This window comes from Bacillus sp. VA13, from assembly GCF_055710085.1.
In genome coordinates this window covers 404,805-423,485 of sequence record NZ_JBVQPP010000003.1, presented here as the reverse complement: position 1 = coordinate 423,485, position 18,681 = coordinate 404,805, and the positions used below count along the sequence as shown (strand labels likewise).

The 18,681-nt window shown below is 47.0% G+C and carries 15 protein-coding genes and 2 pseudogenes; 9 read left to right on the top strand and 8 right to left on the bottom strand.

Annotated features, from left to right (window positions below):
- Window positions 1-69 precede the first annotated feature (69 nt).
- A complete protein-coding gene (locus tag AC0C66_RS14135) occupies window positions 70-426 on the top strand; it encodes a YisL family protein (RefSeq protein WP_014113313.1) in 357 nt (118 codons plus the stop codon).
- A gap of 166 nt (window positions 427-592) precedes the next feature.
- Window positions 593-3,277: a cell wall-associated protease WprA gene (gene wprA / locus AC0C66_RS14130; protein ID WP_461845695.1), complete on the top strand. Its 2,685-nt coding sequence runs from the start codon at window positions 593-595 to the stop codon at window positions 3,275-3,277.
- Window positions 3,278-3,308: 31 nt separating this feature from the next.
- Here the strand turns inward: wprA and AC0C66_RS14125 are convergent, their stop codons facing one another.
- Entirely contained in the window at window positions 3,309-3,866 is a 558-nt protein-coding gene (locus AC0C66_RS14125) for a DUF2777 domain-containing protein (RefSeq protein WP_461845696.1), read from the bottom strand.
- A gap of 169 nt (window positions 3,867-4,035) precedes the next feature.
- Here AC0C66_RS14125 and asnB point away from each other — a divergent pair, with 169 nt between their 5' ends.
- Together asnB and AC0C66_RS14115 are read left to right on the top strand one after the other, a co-directional pair.
- A complete protein-coding gene (asnB, locus tag AC0C66_RS14120) occupies window positions 4,036-5,880 on the top strand; it encodes an asparagine synthase (glutamine-hydrolyzing) (protein WP_088679509.1) in 1,845 nt (614 codons plus the stop codon).
- Between the two features lie 81 nt (window positions 5,881-5,961).
- A pseudogene (locus AC0C66_RS14115) lies at window positions 5,962-6,791 on the top strand (phytoene/squalene synthase family protein).
- Between the two features lie 31 nt (window positions 6,792-6,822).
- Here AC0C66_RS14115 and AC0C66_RS14110 read toward each other — a convergent pair.
- Window positions 6,823-8,193, bottom strand: a complete 1,371-nt coding sequence (locus AC0C66_RS14110; protein ID WP_014113320.1) for an MATE family efflux transporter — start codon at window positions 8,191-8,193, stop codon at window positions 6,823-6,825.
- 123 nt (window positions 8,194-8,316) lie between these two features.
- Between AC0C66_RS14110 and AC0C66_RS14105 the strand changes: the two genes are divergently transcribed.
- From AC0C66_RS14105 to iolX, 3 genes are all read left to right on the top strand, one after another.
- Complete coding sequence (locus tag AC0C66_RS14105; protein ID WP_061188331.1) at window positions 8,317-9,180, top strand: AraC family transcriptional regulator; 864 nt, start codon at window positions 8,317-8,319, stop codon at window positions 9,178-9,180.
- Between the two features lie 17 nt (window positions 9,181-9,197).
- Entirely contained in the window at window positions 9,198-10,220 is a 1,023-nt protein-coding gene (gene degA, locus AC0C66_RS14100) for a transcriptional regulator DegA (protein ID WP_461845697.1), read from the top strand.
- Window positions 10,221-10,419: 199 nt separating this feature from the next.
- Window positions 10,420-11,448: a scyllo-inositol 2-dehydrogenase gene (gene iolX, locus AC0C66_RS14095; RefSeq protein ID WP_461845698.1), complete on the top strand. Its 1,029-nt coding sequence runs from the start codon at window positions 10,420-10,422 to the stop codon at window positions 11,446-11,448.
- A 69-nt stretch (window positions 11,449-11,517) separates the two neighbouring features.
- On the opposite strand, the gene AC0C66_RS14090 is transcribed toward iolX, so the two are convergent.
- Together AC0C66_RS14090 and AC0C66_RS14085 are read right to left on the bottom strand one after the other, a co-directional pair.
- A complete protein-coding gene (locus tag AC0C66_RS14090) occupies window positions 11,518-12,027 on the bottom strand; it encodes a DinB family protein (protein WP_072566070.1) in 510 nt (169 codons plus the stop codon).
- Window positions 12,028-12,076: 49 nt separating this feature from the next.
- A pseudogene (locus AC0C66_RS14085) lies at window positions 12,077-12,726 on the bottom strand (LysE family transporter).
- Between the two features lie 55 nt (window positions 12,727-12,781).
- Between AC0C66_RS14085 and pdxR the strand changes: the two are divergent.
- Window positions 12,782-14,257: a MocR-like pyridoxine biosynthesis transcription factor PdxR gene (gene pdxR / locus AC0C66_RS14080; protein WP_461845699.1), complete on the top strand. Its 1,476-nt coding sequence runs from the start codon at window positions 12,782-12,784 to the stop codon at window positions 14,255-14,257.
- 6 nt (window positions 14,258-14,263) lie between these two features.
- Here the strand turns inward: pdxR and AC0C66_RS14075 are convergent, their stop codons facing one another.
- Window positions 14,264-14,902 carry a pentapeptide repeat-containing protein gene (locus AC0C66_RS14075; protein ID WP_114150721.1) on the bottom strand — a complete coding sequence of 213 codons (639 nt, stop codon included), beginning with the start codon at window positions 14,900-14,902 and terminating at the stop codon, window positions 14,264-14,266.
- Between the two features lie 205 nt (window positions 14,903-15,107).
- On the opposite strand from AC0C66_RS14075, the gene AC0C66_RS14070 reads away from it, so the two are divergent.
- Window positions 15,108-15,914 (top strand): alpha/beta fold hydrolase, encoded by an 807-nt coding sequence (locus AC0C66_RS14070; RefSeq protein ID WP_014113328.1) that lies wholly within the window; start codon window positions 15,108-15,110, stop codon window positions 15,912-15,914.
- Between the two features lie 26 nt (window positions 15,915-15,940).
- Here AC0C66_RS14070 and cysC read toward each other — a convergent pair whose 3' ends face one another.
- The 3 genes from cysC to AC0C66_RS14055 all read right to left on the bottom strand — a co-directional run bounded on the left by cysC (window position 15,941) and on the right by AC0C66_RS14055 (window position 18,533).
- On the bottom strand, window positions 15,941-16,540 hold the full coding sequence (gene cysC, locus AC0C66_RS14065) for an adenylyl-sulfate kinase (protein ID WP_072183104.1): 600 nt from the start codon (window positions 16,538-16,540) through the stop codon (window positions 15,941-15,943).
- Entirely contained in the window at window positions 16,537-17,706 is a 1,170-nt protein-coding gene (sat, locus tag AC0C66_RS14060; protein WP_014113330.1) for a sulfate adenylyltransferase, read from the bottom strand. The genes cysC and sat overlap by 4 nt, the downstream gene beginning before the upstream one ends.
- Before the next feature lie 113 nt (window positions 17,707-17,819).
- Entirely contained in the window at window positions 17,820-18,533 is a 714-nt protein-coding gene (locus AC0C66_RS14055; RefSeq protein WP_088679507.1) for a phosphoadenylyl-sulfate reductase, read from the bottom strand.
- Between the last annotated feature and the right edge of the window lie 148 nt (window positions 18,534-18,681).

Below are 18,681 nucleotides of genomic sequence, written 5' to 3'. Positions count from 1 at the left end.
CATCTTTGTGGCAGAGGACAAGTTCATGGTACTATAAGTGGGGTAATTTATCTGATAGGGGGAACCTGTATGACACACCTACATATTACGACATGGGTGGTAGCGCTGATTCTGCTTTTCGTCAGCTACTCGCTGTATTCGTCAAGAAGTGCGAAAGGCGCAAAAATCACTCATATGATTCTGCGGTTATTCTATATCCTTATTATTTTGACAGGAGCTGAGCTGTTTGTCCGTTTCGCCAACTGGAACGGAGAATACGCCGGCAAAATGATTCTTGGCATTATCACCATCGGCCTGATGGAAATGCTTCTCATCCGCAAGAAAAAAGAAAAGTCAACCGGAGGCCTATGGATCGGCTTCATCATTGTCCTCGTGCTGACAGTGCTGCTCGGTCTGCATTTGCCAATCGGTTTTCAATTGTTTTAATAGAAAGAGCATGAACCCGGCCCTAAGATGGAGTCGGGTTTTTAGGTACTTCCTCCCTTATATTCCAAATCATTTAAAATAACCTTAAAATTCCCTATAAGCGGTATCTCGTCCTATGAAATTATGATACCTTCAAGAAGATTCATTATTTTGCAGGAGGGATATCATGAAACGCAGAAAATTCAGCTCGTTTGTGGCGGCAGTGCTCATTTTTGCACTGATCTTCAGCCTTTTTTCTCCGGGAACCAAAGCGGCAGCGGCTGGTGCGATCGACCAGGCGGCGGCTCTGGAAAACGGCAAAGAACAGACAGGCACCATGAAGGAACCGGAACAGGTGAAATGGTACAAAGTGACTCCGGGAAAAGCGGATATTCAGAAAAACTCACATATGGCCTTGACCGTAAAGAGTGATTCAGTACTGAATGTATATGTATATCCAAGTATGGAAAAAGCGCTTAAAGTTGAAACGTTTGAGATGTACCGTTCTTATACGGCGGAGGATGGAAAAAGCGAAATCATTTTTCCATACGCGTGGAGCGGCCCTTACTATGTAAAAGTTGAATACCTCGGAGAAGAAGAACCAGAGGACGGCGGAACGGCCGAAGCAGCTGCGGAAGCCAAGTATTCGATTGGGTATAAAGGCACGAATAAGCAGCCGTCAGATTTAGAACAGGAAGAAGCTTGTCCGGTGGAAATGAGTGTCGATCAGAAAAAATCGGGAAAAAGCATCCTAGACAAGCTGAGAGCGATTCGTGATGAGCAGCTGAGCCAAACAGCAGAAGGCAAAGAGCTGACTAGCCTTTACTACAAAGCGGCACCGTTTATCGTGGCAAAGCTCGCACTCAATAAAACTGCGAGAAATGAAATCTATCAAGATCTTGTGACATTAAAGCCGTTGTTTGATGATGTGTCAGAAAACGGTGCGTCTTCTTCATATAAGATAACTGAAAAAGATCAAAAAGCAATCAACCGGCTGTATGATACAGCTTTACAATCAGTCCCGTCTTTCCTTAAAGAGGAGATAAAGAAACAGGCGGAACGATTCAATATCAAGCAGCTGCAAGGCAAAACAGCAGGAGCTATTTTAACAGAAAACAGTATTGCGGCAAAAAGTGAAGTTCAGACAACAAAGGTCATTTTCAAGGTGAAGAACAATAAAAGCCTCTCATCCGTACATAATGAAATGAAGGGCTTTTCTGCAAGTGCGCAATCGAAAAAAGACATTTCCAATGTGAAAAAGGCAAAGAAACTGTTTGACAATCTTTATTCATTTGAGCTTCCGAAAGACGAGAAACAGAACGGCACATATACGGCAAGCGCAAAACGGGTCAAAAGCGCTGCTGCGACATTATCCAAGATGTCTAACGTAGAGTTTGCGGAACCTGTGCAGGAATACAAAAGCCTTTCGAACGATATTCAATACCCTTACCAATGGCCGCTTAAAAACAACGGTGAAAATGGCGGTGTCAAAAATGCCGATGTGAAATACGAGCCTGCCAGCACATTGCTGTCTAAACGCAAGCTGAACGATACATTGATTGCAGTAGTAGACACAGGTGTGGACAGCACGCTTGCTGATTTAAAAGGAAAAGTAAGAACCGATCTCGGGCGTAATTTTGTGGGACGGAATAACAACGCAATGGATGATCAGGGGCATGGGACACACGTCGCAGGCATTATTGCAGCTCAAAGCGATAACGGTTATTCTATGACTGGATTGAATGCCAAAGCGAAAATTATCCCGGTAAAAGTGCTTGATTCCACAGGCTATGGAGATACTGAACAAATTGCCCTCGGCATCAAATATGCTGCTGACAAAGGAGCAAAGGTAATTAATTTAAGTTTGGGCGGAGGCTACAGCCGCGTACTTGAATTTGCTTTGAAATACGCAGCTGACAAAAATGTCTTGATTGCCGCAGCCAGCGGGAATGACGGAGCCAATTCTTTATCTTATCCTGCTTCTTCTAAATATGTGATGTCAGTCGGGGCAACGAACCGCATGGATATGACTGCTGATTTCTCTAACTATGGAAAAGGTCTGGATATCTCTGCTCCAGGGTCTGATATCCCGAGCTTAGTGCCGAACGGAAATGTCACGTACATGAGCGGAACATCTATGGCGACGCCATATGCTGCCGCTGCTGCAGGATTGCTGTTCGCTCAAAACCCTAAGCTGAAAAGAACAGAGGCAGAGGATATTTTGAAAAAGACGGCAGATGATATTTCCTTTGAAAGCGTGGATGGCGAGGAAGAAGAAATGTATGACGATAATGGCGATCCGATTGACATTCCAAAGACGCCTGGAGTAGACTGGCACTCTGGCTACGGACGGCTGAATGTCATGAAGGCTGTCAGCGCAGTTGATATACAGCTCAAAGTCAACAAGCTTGAAAGCACACAAACAGCCGTCAGAGGAAGCGCGAAGGAAGGCACGCTTATCGAGGTCATGAACGGCAAGAAAAAACTCGGCAGCGCCAAAGCCGGAAAAGACGGTGCGTTCAAGGTCAATATCCCGACTCAAAAACAAGATCAAGTACTGTATGTGAAAGCGACAAAAGGCGATGCAAAAACATCGTATAAAGTTGTCGTCGTCAAAGGGAAACCTTCCGGCACACCGAAAGTAAACGCAGTGAAAACGAGGGATACAGCAGTGAAAGGAAAGGCGAACAGCAAGGCAATGATCAGAGTGAAAAACAAATCAAAGAAAGTCATTGCTTCTGCCAAAGCTGACGCGAAAGGAACGTTCACGGTGAAAATCAAAAAACAAAAAGCCGGAACGGTACTGTACGTCACGGCTGCTGACACAGACAAAAAAGAAAGCAAGGATGTAAAAGTTGTTGTTGAAAAGTAATCTAAAAGCGGTGCTCACTGCACCGCTTTTTTTATTTGCGCCCCCGCTGGACTGCTGAATACATAATGGATCGCTTTCCATTTGAAGCCGTCCATTCGAACCGGTCTCCTGTCCCTTCGCTGCTGTAGTGATGCTGCATCGCGCATTGGGCGGTGTCGTTTGAAAAGTGATAGAAAGAAACACCCTGCTCCTCCGATGTATTCGAAAAGACTCCTTTATTATAAGAAAAGACGCAATCGAATACCGATAAGCCAAAGCTGTGCAAGTGCTGTAAAAATGCGAGAAAGGTTTCGTCATCTAGCGAATCCAAAAGCGCCATGAGCGGCCGCTTGACTGATTTTTCATAGCGGATGCGTTCTCCGCCTGAAAGGGAGATGTTTTCTTCACCGCATGCCAGAATCAATTTATCCTGGAAGCCGGCCTGCTCCCATTTTCCTTTATGAAGGATCCAAATTGGGCTGTGATGAAGACTGTCCGCCAGCAGTATATCGCCTTCCCCGTTTTCGATTAAACAGATGCCATCTTCGATAAGGATGGTGCCGTATTCCCATTTTCTTTCCTCTTTATATAATAATTGTTTCCGTTTCATGCATGCTGTCTCCTTTTTCTTCTTTCCTCTCCTTTCTTTCCAATTCAAGCCTGTCCCATACAACTCTTTTGTGGACAAATCAACTATCTGCCTATAGATGCATAAACTTACTAAGGTGCTGAAAGAAACGAAATTGTTACGAAAGAAACGGGATTGGAGCTGATATCACATGTGTGGAATTACGGGTTGGGTCGATTTTAAAAAGCAGCTCGTCCAGGAAAAACAAACGATCAACAGAATGACAGACACTCTTTCCAAACGGGGGCCTGATGATTCTAACGTTTGGGGAGAGCACCATGTTTTATTCGGACATAAAAGGCTTGCGGTTGTCGATATTGAAGGCGGACGCCAGCCGATGGCATGCACTTATAAAGGGGATACGTACACCATTATTTACAATGGTGAGCTGTATAACACGGAGGATCTGCGCAAAGAATTGCGGGCGCGGGGCCATCAGTTAGAGCGGACATCAGATACCGAGGTGCTGCTGCACAGCTACATTGAATGGCAGGAAGACTGTGTAGACCATCTCAATGGCATATTCGCTTTTGCTGTGTGGGATGAAAAGCGCGATCTGCTGTATGCCGCGAGAGACCGTCTCGGTGTGAAGCCGTTTTTTTACACAAAGCAAGGATCTTCTTTTCTCTTTGGGTCCGAAATAAAAGCGATCCTCGCACACCCTGATATAAAAGCGCAAGTGGACAGAACAGGACTTTCTGAAATTTTCGGGCTTGGACCGTCCAGAACTCCGGGAACTGGTGTATTTAAAGGCATAAAAGAAGTCCGGCCGGCTCACGCGCTGACGTTTTCTAAAGACGGGCTGAATATTTGGCGTTATTGGAATGTTGAAAGCGAAAAACATACGGACAGTTTTGATGACACGGTTGCCAATGTCAGATCGTTGTTTCAGGATGCGGTGACGCGACAGCTTGTGTCGGATGTGCCGGTTTGTACGTTCCTATCAGGCGGACTGGACTCAAGCGCCATTACAGCGATTGCAGCAGGCCATTTTGAAAAGGGAGGAAAAGCACCGCTTCATACTTATTCGATTGATTACGAAGAGAACGATAAATTTTTTCAAACGAGCGCTTTTCAGCCGAATGACGACGGGCCTTGGATTGAAAAAATGACAGAGGCCTTCGGTACAACACATCACAAATGCGTCATCAGCCAAAAGAATCTCGTCGATCATTTGGAGGAAGCCGTGCTGGTCAAAGACTTGCCGGGAATGGCTGATGTCGACTCGTCTCTGCTGTGGTTTTGCCGGGAAATCAAAAAGGACTTTGTCGTCAGCCTGTCGGGAGAGTGCGCGGATGAGATTTTCGGCGGGTACCCGTGGTTCCATATGGCAGACGTTGAGTCGGGCTTCCCATGGATGAGGTCGACAGAAGAGCGGATCAAACTGCTTTCTGATTCATGGCAGAAAAAATTGAATCTCAAAGAATACGTAAATGCCAAATACGAAGAAACCTTGGCGGAAACGCCATTATTAGACGGAGAAACGGGTGTGGACAAAGCAAGAAGACAGCTGTTCTATTTAAATATGCTTTGGTTTATGACGAACCTTTTGGATCGGAAGGATCGCATGAGCATGGGTGCGAGCCTTGAAGTGCGGGTGCCGTTCGCCGATCACCGGCTCGTGGAATATGTTTGGAATATCCCATGGGAAATGAAAATGCATGACAACCGGGAAAAAGGCATTTTGCGTAAAGCGCTCGAGGGCATTTTGCCTGATGACATTCTGTATCGCAAAAAAAGCCCGTATCCGAAAACACACCATCCGGAATATACAAAAGGCGTCAGCGAATGGCTGAAAACGATCAGAAGCCAAAAGGACTCGGTGCTTCATACTCTGCTGGACAGAAAACAATTGGATCAGCTTTTAGAGACAGAAGGCTCTTCCTTTCAGGTTCCGTGGTTCGGGCAGCTCATGAAGGGGCCTCAGCTGATCGCCCACCTTGCCCAAATTCATACATGGTTTGAAGCGTACCGCATTGATATTGATGAGGGTTAAAGAAAAAGCCGATTCTGTGTAGGGGAATCGGCTTTTTCTTCATATACAATTGGGAAAAAACATAATAGACTTGAAGAAGCAGTGATACATAGGAGTGAAAAGAAATGAAAGAGATAAAAGAAGCCTATCAGCAGTGCGGGCAGATCGTCAGCGCCCGTGAACCAGCCTGTTACAAAGCATTCTCGTTTCTTCCGCTGAAGCAAAGACAGGCTGCTTGGGCGGTCATGGCATTTTGCCATACGGCAGCCAATGCGGATGAGCACGCGTTATCTGCCATTGAAGCTGAGGCGGAACATGTTTTTTCCGGGACATATAACGGGAATCATTTTTTATGGAAGGCTTTCAGCCATGCGTATCAGACCTTTACATTGGACAGCGAGCCATTCCGTGAGTTCATTGCCGCACAGAAAGCGGAAGATACACCGTACGAAAGCCTTGATGAACTGCTTATGCACGCATACCAAACGGGAGGTGCGGCCGGATTGATGCTGCTCCCGGTCATAGCGCGCCGGCATCGAGAACAGCTTACTCATGCAGCCGGTTCTCTCGGTTTAGCGATTCAGCTGATTCGGCTTCTGAGAGATATCGGCACTGGCCAACAGCAAAAAAGCCGCATCCCCCGGCAGGTGATGCAGCAATTTGGATATACAGAGGACGACCTTCAGAAGGGTGTCGTGAATAAGGCATTCACAATGACGTGGGAGTATATCGCTTTTGAAGCGGAAGCCTACCTTGAGGAGAGTCAGGATGCCTTGCTGCTATTTCCGCAGTATTCTCAAAAAACGGTGAAAGCCGCTCTTCATTTGTACCGGGCTGTTTTAGAAAAAATCCGGGCGAAGCAGCACGATGTATTTCAACATCAATACGGTCTCACAGAGAACGAAGTGAAGCAGATTCTGTCTGACATCTAAAAAAAACACCCGGCCTTGTTTGTGCCAGGTGTTACGCCATACCTTTTTGAATCCAGATGCGTGAGCGCCATCTTCTATACATTAAGATTCCCCGGACCCATTCGTCTGCGATAAAGGAAATCCAAATGCCGGCAAGACCGAAACCGAGGTGGATGCCGAATAGATAAGCAAGCGGGAGACCGATGCCCCACATTGAAATCATTGCCATGTAAACCGGGAATTTCGCATCCCCCGCGGCACGCAGGGAGTTAATGATAATGACATTAAACGAGCGGCCCGGTTCAAGGATAATCGTCATGGCAATCAAAAGGCTCGCAGTCGCAATAATGTCAGGGCTTTGTGTAAAGATGCCGATCAGGTCTTTTGAAAAAATCGTCATCAAAACCGATGTAGCCGCAGCAATTCCGAGTGCCCAATATAGGCTCTTCATGCAGCGCTCATACGCAGCATCAAACTGTTTGCCGCCGATATAGCGGCCGATTAAAATTTGCGTGCCCTGGCTGATCGCAGTGCCGAACAGCAAAATAAACATCGTAATATTTTGCGTATACACTTTTGTTGTCAAAGCCTGCGCGCCCATGATGGCGATAAAATACGTGACAATCATTTGCGACAGGTTGTATGAAAGCTGTTCTCCCGCAGAAGGGATGCCGATTTTCAGCAGCTTGCGCAAATGCTCTTTATGCATATGAAAGACTTTTTTCAGCGACATTTTCAGCTGGATGCGTTTGTTGACAATGACAATCATCGCGATTAATCCGATGACGCGGGCGATAGATGTAGACATGGCCACACCGGCAACGCCGAGAACAGGAAAACCGAACAGACCGAAAATCACAACAAAGTTTCCGGCAATGTTTAATACGTTCATGCCGATTGTGACAAACATTGTATCCTTTGTGTAGCCGTAGCTTTTTAAGATCGCGCTGAATGTCATGATTAAAGCCTGAATAAAGGACAGACCTCCGACAACTTGTAAAAAGACTTTTGCATCAGGCATCAGGTCGCTTGTTAATCCCATCATATGAAGCAGAGGGGCAGCCGCGAAAAAGACGATGGCGCTGATGGCAAGGCTGATGAAGAAGTTGGCGCCGATTGACACATAAGCGACTTCCATGGCTTCTTTCTTTTGCCGTGACCCTAAAAATTGTGAAATGATAACGGTCGTTCCTGTGGCGATAAAGCTGAACATCACGATAATTAAATTCAAAATCTGGTTGCTGACGCCGACTGCTGCCACGCTGTTATCTGAGTATTGGCTGAGCATCAGTGTATCGGCATTACCCATAAACATATATAATGAGACCTCAATAAAGATCGGCCAAGTAAGCGAAAATAATGAGAACGTTTTGTCAGCAGCGGGTTTTTTCAAAGCAGTTGATTTGAAGACAGCTTGTTTCATCGTGTCTAACCCCTTTCGTAAATAAAATCAACGTTTTAAAGTGTACCTCCATTTCCTTATAATAAAAAGGGAGAGAAACGATACTTCTTGCAAAAATCCGACTTAAAAAGGAGGATGATTAAAATGCCCCGCATCCTGTTTACAGTACCGCCTTTTCCGGTATTTATCGCAGCTGGAGAAGGGGTTTTTAAAAGGGGAGAAACCCATGTGAAACGTGTATTCTCCGTGTTTGATCTGATATACGTCAAACAGGGAACGTTATATATAACGGAAAATGAAACATCATTCTCTGTTGAAGGCGGCGAGTACATCTTGCTTTCCCCCGGTCTTGAACATTACGGGACGAAGGGCAGTGATGAAGCAACCTCCTATTACTGGCTTCACTTCGATGAACATCAATATGAATTTACGGCAAAAGGAGGCAGCAATTGGTCTGAGCTTCAGCAGGAAAAAGGAAGTTTCGAGGAGCCGGCCCGCTACGGACTGGCTTTGCCGAGAAAAGGAAAGGTGCAGCGTCCGCAGTTTATGGCGCAGCAGTTTGAAAGGCTGATCGATTACTCCGCGGAAAACTCCGATTTGCCGCTTAGAAAGCAAATTTTATTTGAGGAGCTGATGTTGCATCTTCAAAAAGAGGCGTTTCAAATTCCGTCTGCCAAAGAGCGGGTTGCCTGGGAGGCGGCCCGGTACTTACAGGAACATTATAAGGAAAAGACGACAATCAAGGATCTCTCGCTCGCCCTTCACTATCATCAGGATTATGTGAGCCGCTGCATGCAGCAGGTGCTAGGCGTTACGCCGGCACAATACACGAACCGGGTGAGAATGACGGAAGCAAAGCGCCTTTTATCCTCTACAAATGATAAAATGGGCGTCATTGCGGAAACGGTCGGAATGGAAGACCCGACATACTTTTCAAAACTCTTTAAGCAGATAGAAGGCATTTCACCAATTGAATACCGGAAAATTGTCAGCCGGAAAGTTCAATAACCAGACGAGGGATGAACATGAAAACAACAATTTACGATGTGGCAAGGGCGGCGGGAGTATCGATCACAACTGTGTCGCGCGTGATTAACAAGACGGGCAGAATCAGCGAGAAAACGCGGCAGAAGGTGATGAATGTCATGAAGGAAATGGCGTACACGCCCAATGTCCACGCCGCGGCGTTAACAGGAAAACGAACGAATATGATTGCACTTGTGGCGCCTGATATTTCAAATCCGTTTTACGGCGAACTTGCCAAAAGCATTGAGGAAAGGGCGGATGAGCTTGGTTTTCAAATGATGATTTGCAGTACTGATTACAATCCGAAAAAAGAAACAAAATATTTTTCGGTGCTGAAGCAGAAAAAAGTGGACGGGATTATTTTTGCGACAGGGATTGAGAATCATGACAGCATGTCTGCTTTGGAGGAAATCGCCAGCGAACAAATTCCGCTCGCCATGATTTCTCAGGATAAGCCGCTGCTTCCGATGGATATTATCGTGGTGGATGACGTTCGTGGCGGGTACGAGGCTGCCAAGCATCTTCTGTCACTCGGCCATAGGAACATCGCTTGCATTGTGGGAGACGGGTCAACGACGGGTGAAAAAAACAGAATCAAAGGCTTCCGTCAGGCGATGGAGGAAGCGGGCGTGCCTGTCGATGAATCGCTTATCGTTCCGACGCGATTTTCTTTGGAAAGCGGTAAGGAAGAAGCGGGAAAATTGTTGGACAGGAACGCTCCAACGGCTATTTTTGCCTTCAACGACGTATTGGCCTGCGCCGCCATACAAGCTGCGAGAATGAGAGGCATAAAAGTGCCGGATGACCTTTCCATCATCGGTTTTGATAACACGATACTTGCAGAAATGGCTGCCCCGCCCCTGACCACCGTGGGCCAGCCGATTAAAGATATGGGGCGGAGTGTCATCGAACTGCTGGCAGAAGCAATCGAAGGAAAACGAAAGACGAAACAAAAAATCGTGCTGCCGCCTGAGCTCGTGGTCAGACATTCTACATCACCCCTCAAACCAAGAGCCCGCTAATAAGCGGGCTCTTTTCATTTTGACAGTTGAAGCTAAAAAACCTATTGCGTGTAAACAACAGGCAGTGTAAAATGAAACCATCTTTTGAGAAAGCGCTTGCGCAATATGTTAAAGCGGATTGAACCGCTGTTTTTTTAGCTGTTAGGAGAAAACGCTTTCTCGAGGCGATCCTAAAATGACATAAAGGAGAGGATGGGACGTGAAACATCAAGTAAGGTGCGCAGTATTAGGATTAGGAAGGCTCGGTTATTATCATGCGAAAAATCTCGTCTCCAATGTTCCGGGGGCAAAACTGGTCAGTGTCGGTGATCCGTTGAAAGGGAGAGCGGAGCAGGTTGCCAGAGAATTTGGTATCGAAAAATGGTCAGAGGACCCGTATGAGATGTTAGAAGATCCCGGCATTGACGCTGTCATTATCGTAACGCCGACAAGCACACATGGTGATATGATCATCAAAGCAGCGGAGAACGGCAAGCAGATCTTCGTTGAAAAACCGCTGACATTAAGCCTTGAGGAATCAAAGGCAGTTTCTGAAAAAGTGAAAGAGACGGGAGTCATTTGCCAAGTCGGCTTTATGAGACGATTCGATCCCGCATACGCAGATGCCAAACGGCGGATCGACGCTGGGGAAATCGGCAAACCCATCTACTATAAAGGCTTTACGCGCGACCAGGGAGCGCCTCCCGCAGAGTTTATCAAACACAGCGGAGGGATTTTTATTGACTGCTCTATCCATGACTATGATATGGCCCGTTATTTGCTAGGAGCGGAGATTACTTCTGTTTCGGGACACGGCAGGATCCTGAACAACCCGTTTATGGAGCAGTATGGCGATGTGGATCAGGCGCTGACGTATTTAGAATTTGACTCCGGTGCTGCGGGGGATGTCGAGGCAAGCAGAACCTCTCCATACGGACATGACATCCGGGCGGAAGTTATCGGGACTGAAGGCAGTATTTTCATAGGGACTTTGAGAAATCAACATGTGACCATCCTGACAGCGAAAGGGAGCAGCTATGATATTATCCCAGACTTTCAAACTCGTTTTCATGAAGCCTACTGCTTAGAGATGCAGCATTTTGTTGAGTGTGTCCGGAATGGAACAACACCGATCGTGACAGATATCGATGCGACGATCAATTTAGAAGTCGGCATCGTCGCGACCAATTCGTATCGAAGCGGCAGGTCCGTACAGCTGGATGTGAAGGGTGCGCACACTAGTTTGTAAACGTTATCATGATACGCCTGCGGCTTCCGCACTCCCGCAACTCGTTCCTATCAAAAAAGCAAGGACAGTTCAGCCCTTGCTTTCTCTCTTTTCATATAAATAGTACACATAATCAGTAGGTACACCTGTATGGCCAAGCTGCCTCAGCATTGCGGTCACGTTCCCTCTGTGATAAGTGCCGTGATTGACGACATGCAGGATGATGTCTGCATAAGTTGTTTCCAGTGTCCCGAGTTTCGGATGCTGCATTGATACGGTCTGTTCTAAGTCCGTCTGGCGGCTGAAGAATTCATGATACTGTGACTCCAACTCGGAAGAGTGCTGTTTTATCGCTTCCATATTACCATGCACGGACTCAAATTTGCCTGCGCCGACTATAATCTCTTGGTAGGCCACTCCCGAAAGAACGTTCAGCCAAATGTAGTCAGCCCTGCACATATGAAGCAGCACGTCGCTGATAGAAGGAAATACGCTCTTTACTTCTTGATAAGCAGTTTCCTCGGGCAGGTTTTCGATATGGTTACATATTCGCTTGTTCGCCCAGGAATGGTAGTCATAAAACTGTTTTGCATCAGTCATCAGCATTGCCTCCTTTTCTAAGACATTCGCTGTTTCAATCGTTATTCCTTCAATTGCTGAAAAGCGACACCCCGAAATACCCTGCTGCTGCCCACATCACAACTGCAGAGTATTTGTTTACGATCAGCATAAGCCTGCCGCTCGTATCTATCGTCTGAAACAGCCGGCCCGCTATCGCAAGACTGATAAACCAAATCCAAGAAACAGCGATGCAGGCAGCCATAAAGAGCCATTTCTCAAGCCCAGAATATTGGAGGGAGCTCGTGCCGATGACGCCGATCGTGTCGAGAATAGCGTGTGGGTTTAAAAGAGAAACGGCGGCCGCAAACGCAGCTTGCTTTTTAGCTGTGAACGTATTTTTCTCATTTTGATTTGCTTTCGGACGGCTGTTCCAAGTCACCCAGCCCATATAGAGGAGAAACAAAAATCCGCCGGCCATCATGACTGTCTCAAACACAGGCAGCTGCTGCACGATGACAGATACGCCTGCAACAGCTAAAACAATTAACAGAGTATCGCAGACAGAAGCGCTGATGATGGCTGGGAGTGCCCGCCAAATATGCCTTTGCCACGCTCCTTGCTGAAAAATAAACACATTCTGCGCTCCCAGCGGCAAAATTAAGCCAAAAGCAAGCACAACTCCGTGAATGATTGCATTCATGCTGAAAAAACTCCCTTCACATCTGTTTTTTTAATCATAAGAGAGATTTTCTATCATGTCTCCGGCCATTTGGTTGGGTTTAGAACCAGCCAAATGTATAATGTGAAAAAAGGGGGCACGACTATGTCGCAATGGCAGCCAAGCCGAGATTCGGATATTCCGCTGCATCGGCAGATTGAACAATACATGAAGGACAAAATTCTTCACGGGGAGTGGGCTGTGGGGACGAAAATCCCTTCACAGAGAACGCTGGCCGACATGTTTCAAGTCAACCGCAGCACCGTGACAACAGCCATTGATGAACTCACGTCTCAAGGCCTGTTAGAGGGGAGAAGAGGAGGTGGCACGAAGGTTGTAAACAGTACGTGGAGCGTGCTGGCGGCTGAGCCTCCGCTCGATTGGAGCGATTATGTCCGTTCAGGCATTCATCACCCTAATTCTTCTATCATTCAGGATATTAATCAAAACGAACCAAGAGCGGATATCATCAGATTAGGCACAGGAGAACTTTCACCGGATCTGCTCCCAGTTGACACAATGCGCCGGATGTTTCAGCAGATCAATCCGCACGCCCTGTCTTTAGGATACGAGCAGCCGAAAGGAAATCCTAAGCTGCGGGAGGCGGTGGCGGACCATTTAAAAGGCAAGCAGATCCATGTATCACCGTCATCGATTTTAATTGTGTCTGGCGCACTTCAGGCACTTCAGCTCATCTCGATCGGGCTTTTAAAACGAGGTTCTGTTATTTTGACGGAAAAGCCCTCCTACCTTCAATCTTTGCATGTGTTTCAATCAGCGGGGATGCGGCTTCGCGGCTTGCCGATGGATGAAGAAGGAATCAAGGCGGGGCTTGTTTCTTCTTATCGAAAACAATACGGAGGACAGCTGCTTTACACCATTCCGTCGTTTCATAATCCGACAGGCACTGTCATGTCAGAGCAGCGAAGGAAAGAGCTCACCGGCCTGTCAAAAAAAGAGCAGCTGCCAATCATTGAGGATGATGCGTACGGTGATTTATGGTTTGAAGAAAAACCGCCGCAGCCTTTAAAAGCAATGGACCATGAGGGCAATATTCTGTATCTGGGCACTTTTTCAAAAACGGTTAGCCCCGGTCTTCGAATCGGCTGGCTTGCCGGACCGGAGCCGGTCATTGAAAGGCTGGCGGACATTAAAATGCAGACAGACTACGGATCGAGCGGCCTGTCCCAGTGGGCGGCTGCCGAATGGCTGTCACAGGGGTATTATGAAGAGCATCTGACATGGATACGAAGGGCACTAAAACAAAGAAGAGACACGGCAGTTCATTTTCTCAAGCGGTATGCCGGAGACATCGCGACGTGGCAGATTCCTGCCGGCGGCTTTTATATTTGGGTGACATTTCACAAAGCCTTGCCTATCAGCCGTTTTTTTCATGAATTGCTGAAACAGCAGGTGCTGGTGAATCCCGGTTCCATTTATGACGGCGAAGACCGAAACAGCATCAGGCTGTCATATTCCTATGCATCTCTTGCGGATTTGGAAACAGGCATTAAAGCGGCAGCCGATACAGCCCGCCGCCTGATGTCCTAACGTTTGTTACACAATGACAGCTCCCAGCGCTCTGGCGAAAGCAATCGCATGCTCAGGCGCGATTTTGCAGCCTTTCAATTTGTCGAGGGAGACATGAAGCTGTTCAAAACGGCAGGTGCTGATGTCCATGTTTTGAAGGGACGTTCCGGTAAAGCTGGCGCCTTCCAGTTCGCACCCGTCAAAGTGTGTCTGCTGAAGCGCCATATTGCTGCACTCACTTTGCATAAGAGCACAGTGATCAAAACGAACTTGTTTCATATTTGAGTACGAAAATGAACTGAAATGTCCGTGGCACTCCTCGAATGAGACATTCCGCAGCGTTGATTCTGCCACATTCATTCCAACCATTTTTGATTGCTTAACGGAAGTTCTGTGAATGACAGCCCCGCTGAAATCGGCGTTTGACAAATCACATTTTTCAAAGATCACATCGGTTAGTTCAATATGCCGGAAAGACACATCGATAAACACGACATTTCTGAATATCGTGTTTTCCACACAAAGTCTTTCTATATCTTCGCCGCAGATTGTACAATCTGCAAACAAATGCATGCTGACCACATCATCCTGTGTCACGGTTTCATGAAAATCTGCGGTTTGCAGGTTTTCCGGTATGTGCGGTTTTTGAATCACTACTTTATTCATGAGATGACATCCTTTGCTGCCCGAAAAACCAGAGGCCTCCGGGATCAATTTAATAAATCGTTATGGAAGTTGATACATATAGTAAATCGTGAAGAGCCTTTTCTTGGTATAGCAGCCCGCTCGTTTTGTAAGCATAAATGGAAAGCTTCCTGTGCGTCAAGGCGTTTACAGGCCGGGAAAGAAAAGGGAACAGGAGGAATGCGGAATGGGGCATTACGTCAAAACCGAGGAGCATGTGACACTGTTTGTAGAGGATATCGGGCATGGTAGGCCGATCATCTTTTTGCACGGGTGGCCGTTGAATCATAAGATGTTTGAATATCAAATGAATGAGCTTCCGAAAAGAGGATTTCGTTTTATCGGCATTGATTTACGGGGATATGGGCAATCTGATCGCCCGTGGGAAGGGTACGATTATGATACAATGGCCGATGATGTGAAGGCAGTCATTTATACGCTGCAGCTTGAGAACGCGGTTCTTGCCGGTTTTTCGATGGGCGGCGCAATTGCCATCCGTTATTTGGCAAGGCATGACGGAGCAGATATTGGTAAGCTGATTTTATTGTCTGCAGCGGCACCCGCATTCACAAAACGCCCGGGTTATCCGTACGGGATGAGGAAGCAGGATATTGACGATATGATTGAACAATTCGAAACGGATCGGCCAAAAACACTGGCTGATTTAGGAAAACAGTTTTTTGAGAAAAAAGTGTCTCCAGAGTTCAGGCAGTGGTTTCTCAATCTGATGCTGGAGGCTTCCTCCTACGGGACGATCCACTCAGGCTTTGCATTAAGAGACGAGGATCTCAGAAAGGATCTTGCCTTAATCAAGGTTCCTGCGCTGATCCTGCACGGGAGAAAGGATAAAATTGCGCCGTTTGATTTTGCGAAAGAATTGAAGCGCGGCATCAAACAGTCGGAATTGGTTCCGTTTGTAAATAGCGGGCACGGAGCCTTTTATGAAGAAAAAGAGAAGATCAACAGTTTGATTGCGCAGTTTGCCAAATTATAAAAAAAACCCGATATTGATCGGGTTTTTTATATGATTCCTTTGCTTTGCAGTTTTGTAATGATCAAATCAGCCCCGTCGGAAATAGATATCCGGTCTGATTCAATGATGAAATCAGGTGAAAGCGGCGCTTCATACGGAGAATCGATCCCGGTGAAATGTTTGATTTCCCCGTTTCGCGCTTTTTTATAAAGTCCTTTCGGATCGCGCTGTTCACAGACATGCAGCGGACACTTCACATAAATTTCGAAGAATTCCTCTTCAGGAAAGAGCGCTCTGACCATATCCCGGTCCTCTCTGAATGGAGAAATAAAAGCCGTTAAAATCATTTGCCCGCTGTCGACAAACAGCTTCGCCACTTCTCCGATTCGGCGGATGTTTTCAATCCTGTCTTCAGTCTGAAAACCAAGATCTTTGTTTAAGCCGTGACGGATATTATCGCCGTCGAGCACATAACTCTGAATCCCCATGCGGTAAAGCTTTTCGTCAACGGCATTGGCCAGCACCGATTTTCCTGAGCCGGACAGCCCGGTAAACCAGAGGGCGCAGCTTTTGTGTCCGTTTAACGACTGTCTGTCAGACTTTGTGATTGCAGTGGGGTGCCAAATGATGTTTGGGTTGTGTGTCATCCCAATCCCCCGCTGTTATGCTGGATGGCAACAGGCTGTTGCTGAAGACCCTTGATCAGAACGTTTGCGACCTCAGGCCGGCTGAATTCTTTAGGCGGTTTTTTGCCTTGGCGGAGAAGCTCTCTCACCTTTGTGCCGGATAAGTGGATGTGGTCTCTTTGGCTGTGCGGACATGTTTTCGAGGTGCCCATGTTTCCGCATTTCCGGCAGTAAAAGCTGTGCTCGAAAAACAGCGGTTTGATGCCCAGTTCCTCCTCTGTGAATGATTGAAAAATATTTTGCGCGTCGTACGTTCCGTAATAGCTGCCGACACCCGCGTGATCACGGCCTACAATGAAATGGGTGCAGCCGTAATTTTTGCGGACGAGCGCATGGAAAATCGCTTCCCGCGGACCTGCATACCGCATGGCAGCAGGGAAGACCGACAACATGACACGATCCTTTGGATAATAGTGTTCAAGCAAAACCTGGTAGCTCTCCATTCTGATATCACTCGGGATATCGTCGGACTTCGTTTCTCCGACAAGCGGGTGAAGCAGCAGACCGTCGACCGTTTCTAACGCTGTTTTTTGAATATATTCATGTGCTCTGTGAACAGGATTCCTGGTTTGAAAACCGACAATCGTTTTCCAGCCGAGCTTTTTAAAGGCTGCTCTTGTTTCTGCGGGCGCTGCGTAAAACTGTTCGAAGGATTTGTCGGGAAGGCGGCTGACCGTGATAGGCCCTCCGATATAGTAATCCGGACGCGCCAGCATTTTTTTCACGCCTGGGTGGGCAGGGTCGTTTGTTTTAAAAACAGACAGTGCTTCTTGTGTTTTATCAGGCTGGTATATATCAGTAACTGTGATCATGCCGTAGGTGATGCCGTCTTTCACAAGCTTGACGCGATCTCCGGCAGACAGTTTGTTTGCTGTTTCTTCTCCGACAGGCAGCGTGATCGGCAGGCTCCAAGGCAAGCCGTTTGCCAGCCTCATTTCTTTCACAACAGTATGATAATCTTTTTCTCCCAAAAAACCAGTTAACGGGCTGTAGCCGCCGATCGCGATAAGCTCCAGGTCGCTCAGTGCAAGCTGATCCAGCTCCGCTTCGCACGTGCACCCTTCAAAATGGCATGCGGGATCGCAGCGGTTGATTAACACCCCTCCATGGGGCTCGCTTCCATTCAACGTGTTCAACCTCCATTTTTACGTTTCCTTTGTTTTTCTTTTCTGCGCTGGTTGAAAACTTCAAAGCAGCGCCTCAACATCATTTCATGCGCATAGCATGAGCATGCCGGACATTATTCTTGATGCAGACCGCATTCTGTTTTCTCCCGTCCGGCCCATCTTCCAGCCCTCTCATCGTTCGGGTCCGAGGAAGGCAATGTACACATTTCACAGCCTATGCTCGGGTAATGTTGATCGTGCAGTTTGTTATAAGGCAAATTGTGTAGGCGGATGTACGTCCAAACGTCATCCCATGTCCAGTGGATGAGCGGGCAAATTTTAATGAGCTTAAACTTCTGATCCAGATTCACGTATTGAATATGCTTTCTCGTAGGCGATTGCTCCCGGCGCAGTCCCGAAATCCAAGCTGTCATGCCGGACAGGTGTTTTTTAAGCGGCTCGATTTTCCGCAATTGGCAGCATAGATTCGGGTTATGCTTCCACAGCTCTCCGCCGTATTGCGTCTCCTGTTCTTTTAAGCTCAGCTCGGGTTCGAGCAGCTGGATTGTCAATCCCGGATATCGCTCTTTGACGGTCTCGATCAGCTCATATGTTTCCTGAAAATGCAGCCCTGTATCCAAAAAGATGATGTGCGCGTTGTTGTTGATTTTTGATATGAGGTCAAGAAGCACCATCCCTTCTGCGCCAAAGCTGCACGCGTACACAATCTTTTCCCCGTATATTCGGTAAGCCCATTTCAACACATCGAGCTCATCGATCAATTGATCCGTTATCTGTTTGGACAGCGTGTCGTTCCATGTGTCATATGTGATGATTTGTTTGTTCAACGTTTTCCCCCCGTTGCATCTGTCTGTTTCTTATCTATTGATCGAGTTATAGGCAGACTATTCATTTTTTGCATAAAGGTTCAGGGTTTTTAGGTGGGGCACCGCCTAAAATGGGGAACGGAACCATTAAGAGGCCGGCTGAATATGC

What these genes read in the sequence shown, in the direction of transcription:
- AC0C66_RS14125 (WP_461845696.1), bottom strand. Translation starts at nt 3,866, where the DNA reads ATGAAACGGAAACAATTATTATATAAAGAGGAAAGAAAATGGGAATAC.
- AC0C66_RS14110 (WP_014113320.1), bottom strand. Translation starts at nt 8,193, where the DNA reads ATGAAACAAGCTGTCTTCAAATCAACTGCTTTGAAAAAACCCGCTGCT.
- pdxR (WP_461845699.1), top strand. Translation starts at nt 12,782, where the DNA reads ATGTATAATGTGAAAAAAGGGGGCACGACTATGTCGCAATGGCAGCCA.
- wprA (WP_461845695.1), top strand. Translation starts at nt 593, where the DNA reads ATGAAACGCAGAAAATTCAGCTCGTTTGTGGCGGCAGTGCTCATTTTT.
- AC0C66_RS14090 (WP_072566070.1), bottom strand. Translation starts at nt 12,027, where the DNA reads ATGACTGATGCAAAACAGTTTTATGACTACCATTCCTGGGCGAACAAG.
- AC0C66_RS14105 (WP_061188331.1), top strand. Translation starts at nt 8,317, where the DNA reads ATGCCCCGCATCCTGTTTACAGTACCGCCTTTTCCGGTATTTATCGCA.
- AC0C66_RS14135 (WP_014113313.1), top strand. Translation starts at nt 70, where the DNA reads ATGACACACCTACATATTACGACATGGGTGGTAGCGCTGATTCTGCTT.
- AC0C66_RS14070 (WP_014113328.1), top strand. Translation starts at nt 15,108, where the DNA reads ATGGGGCATTACGTCAAAACCGAGGAGCATGTGACACTGTTTGTAGAG.
- AC0C66_RS14075 (WP_114150721.1), bottom strand. Translation starts at nt 14,902, where the DNA reads ATGAATAAAGTAGTGATTCAAAAACCGCACATACCGGAAAACCTGCAA.
- asnB (WP_088679509.1), top strand. Translation starts at nt 4,036, where the DNA reads ATGTGTGGAATTACGGGTTGGGTCGATTTTAAAAAGCAGCTCGTCCAG.
- degA (WP_461845697.1), top strand. Translation starts at nt 9,198, where the DNA reads ATGAAAACAACAATTTACGATGTGGCAAGGGCGGCGGGAGTATCGATC.
- cysC (WP_072183104.1), bottom strand. Translation starts at nt 16,540, where the DNA reads ATGACACACAACCCAAACATCATTTGGCACCCCACTGCAATCACAAAG.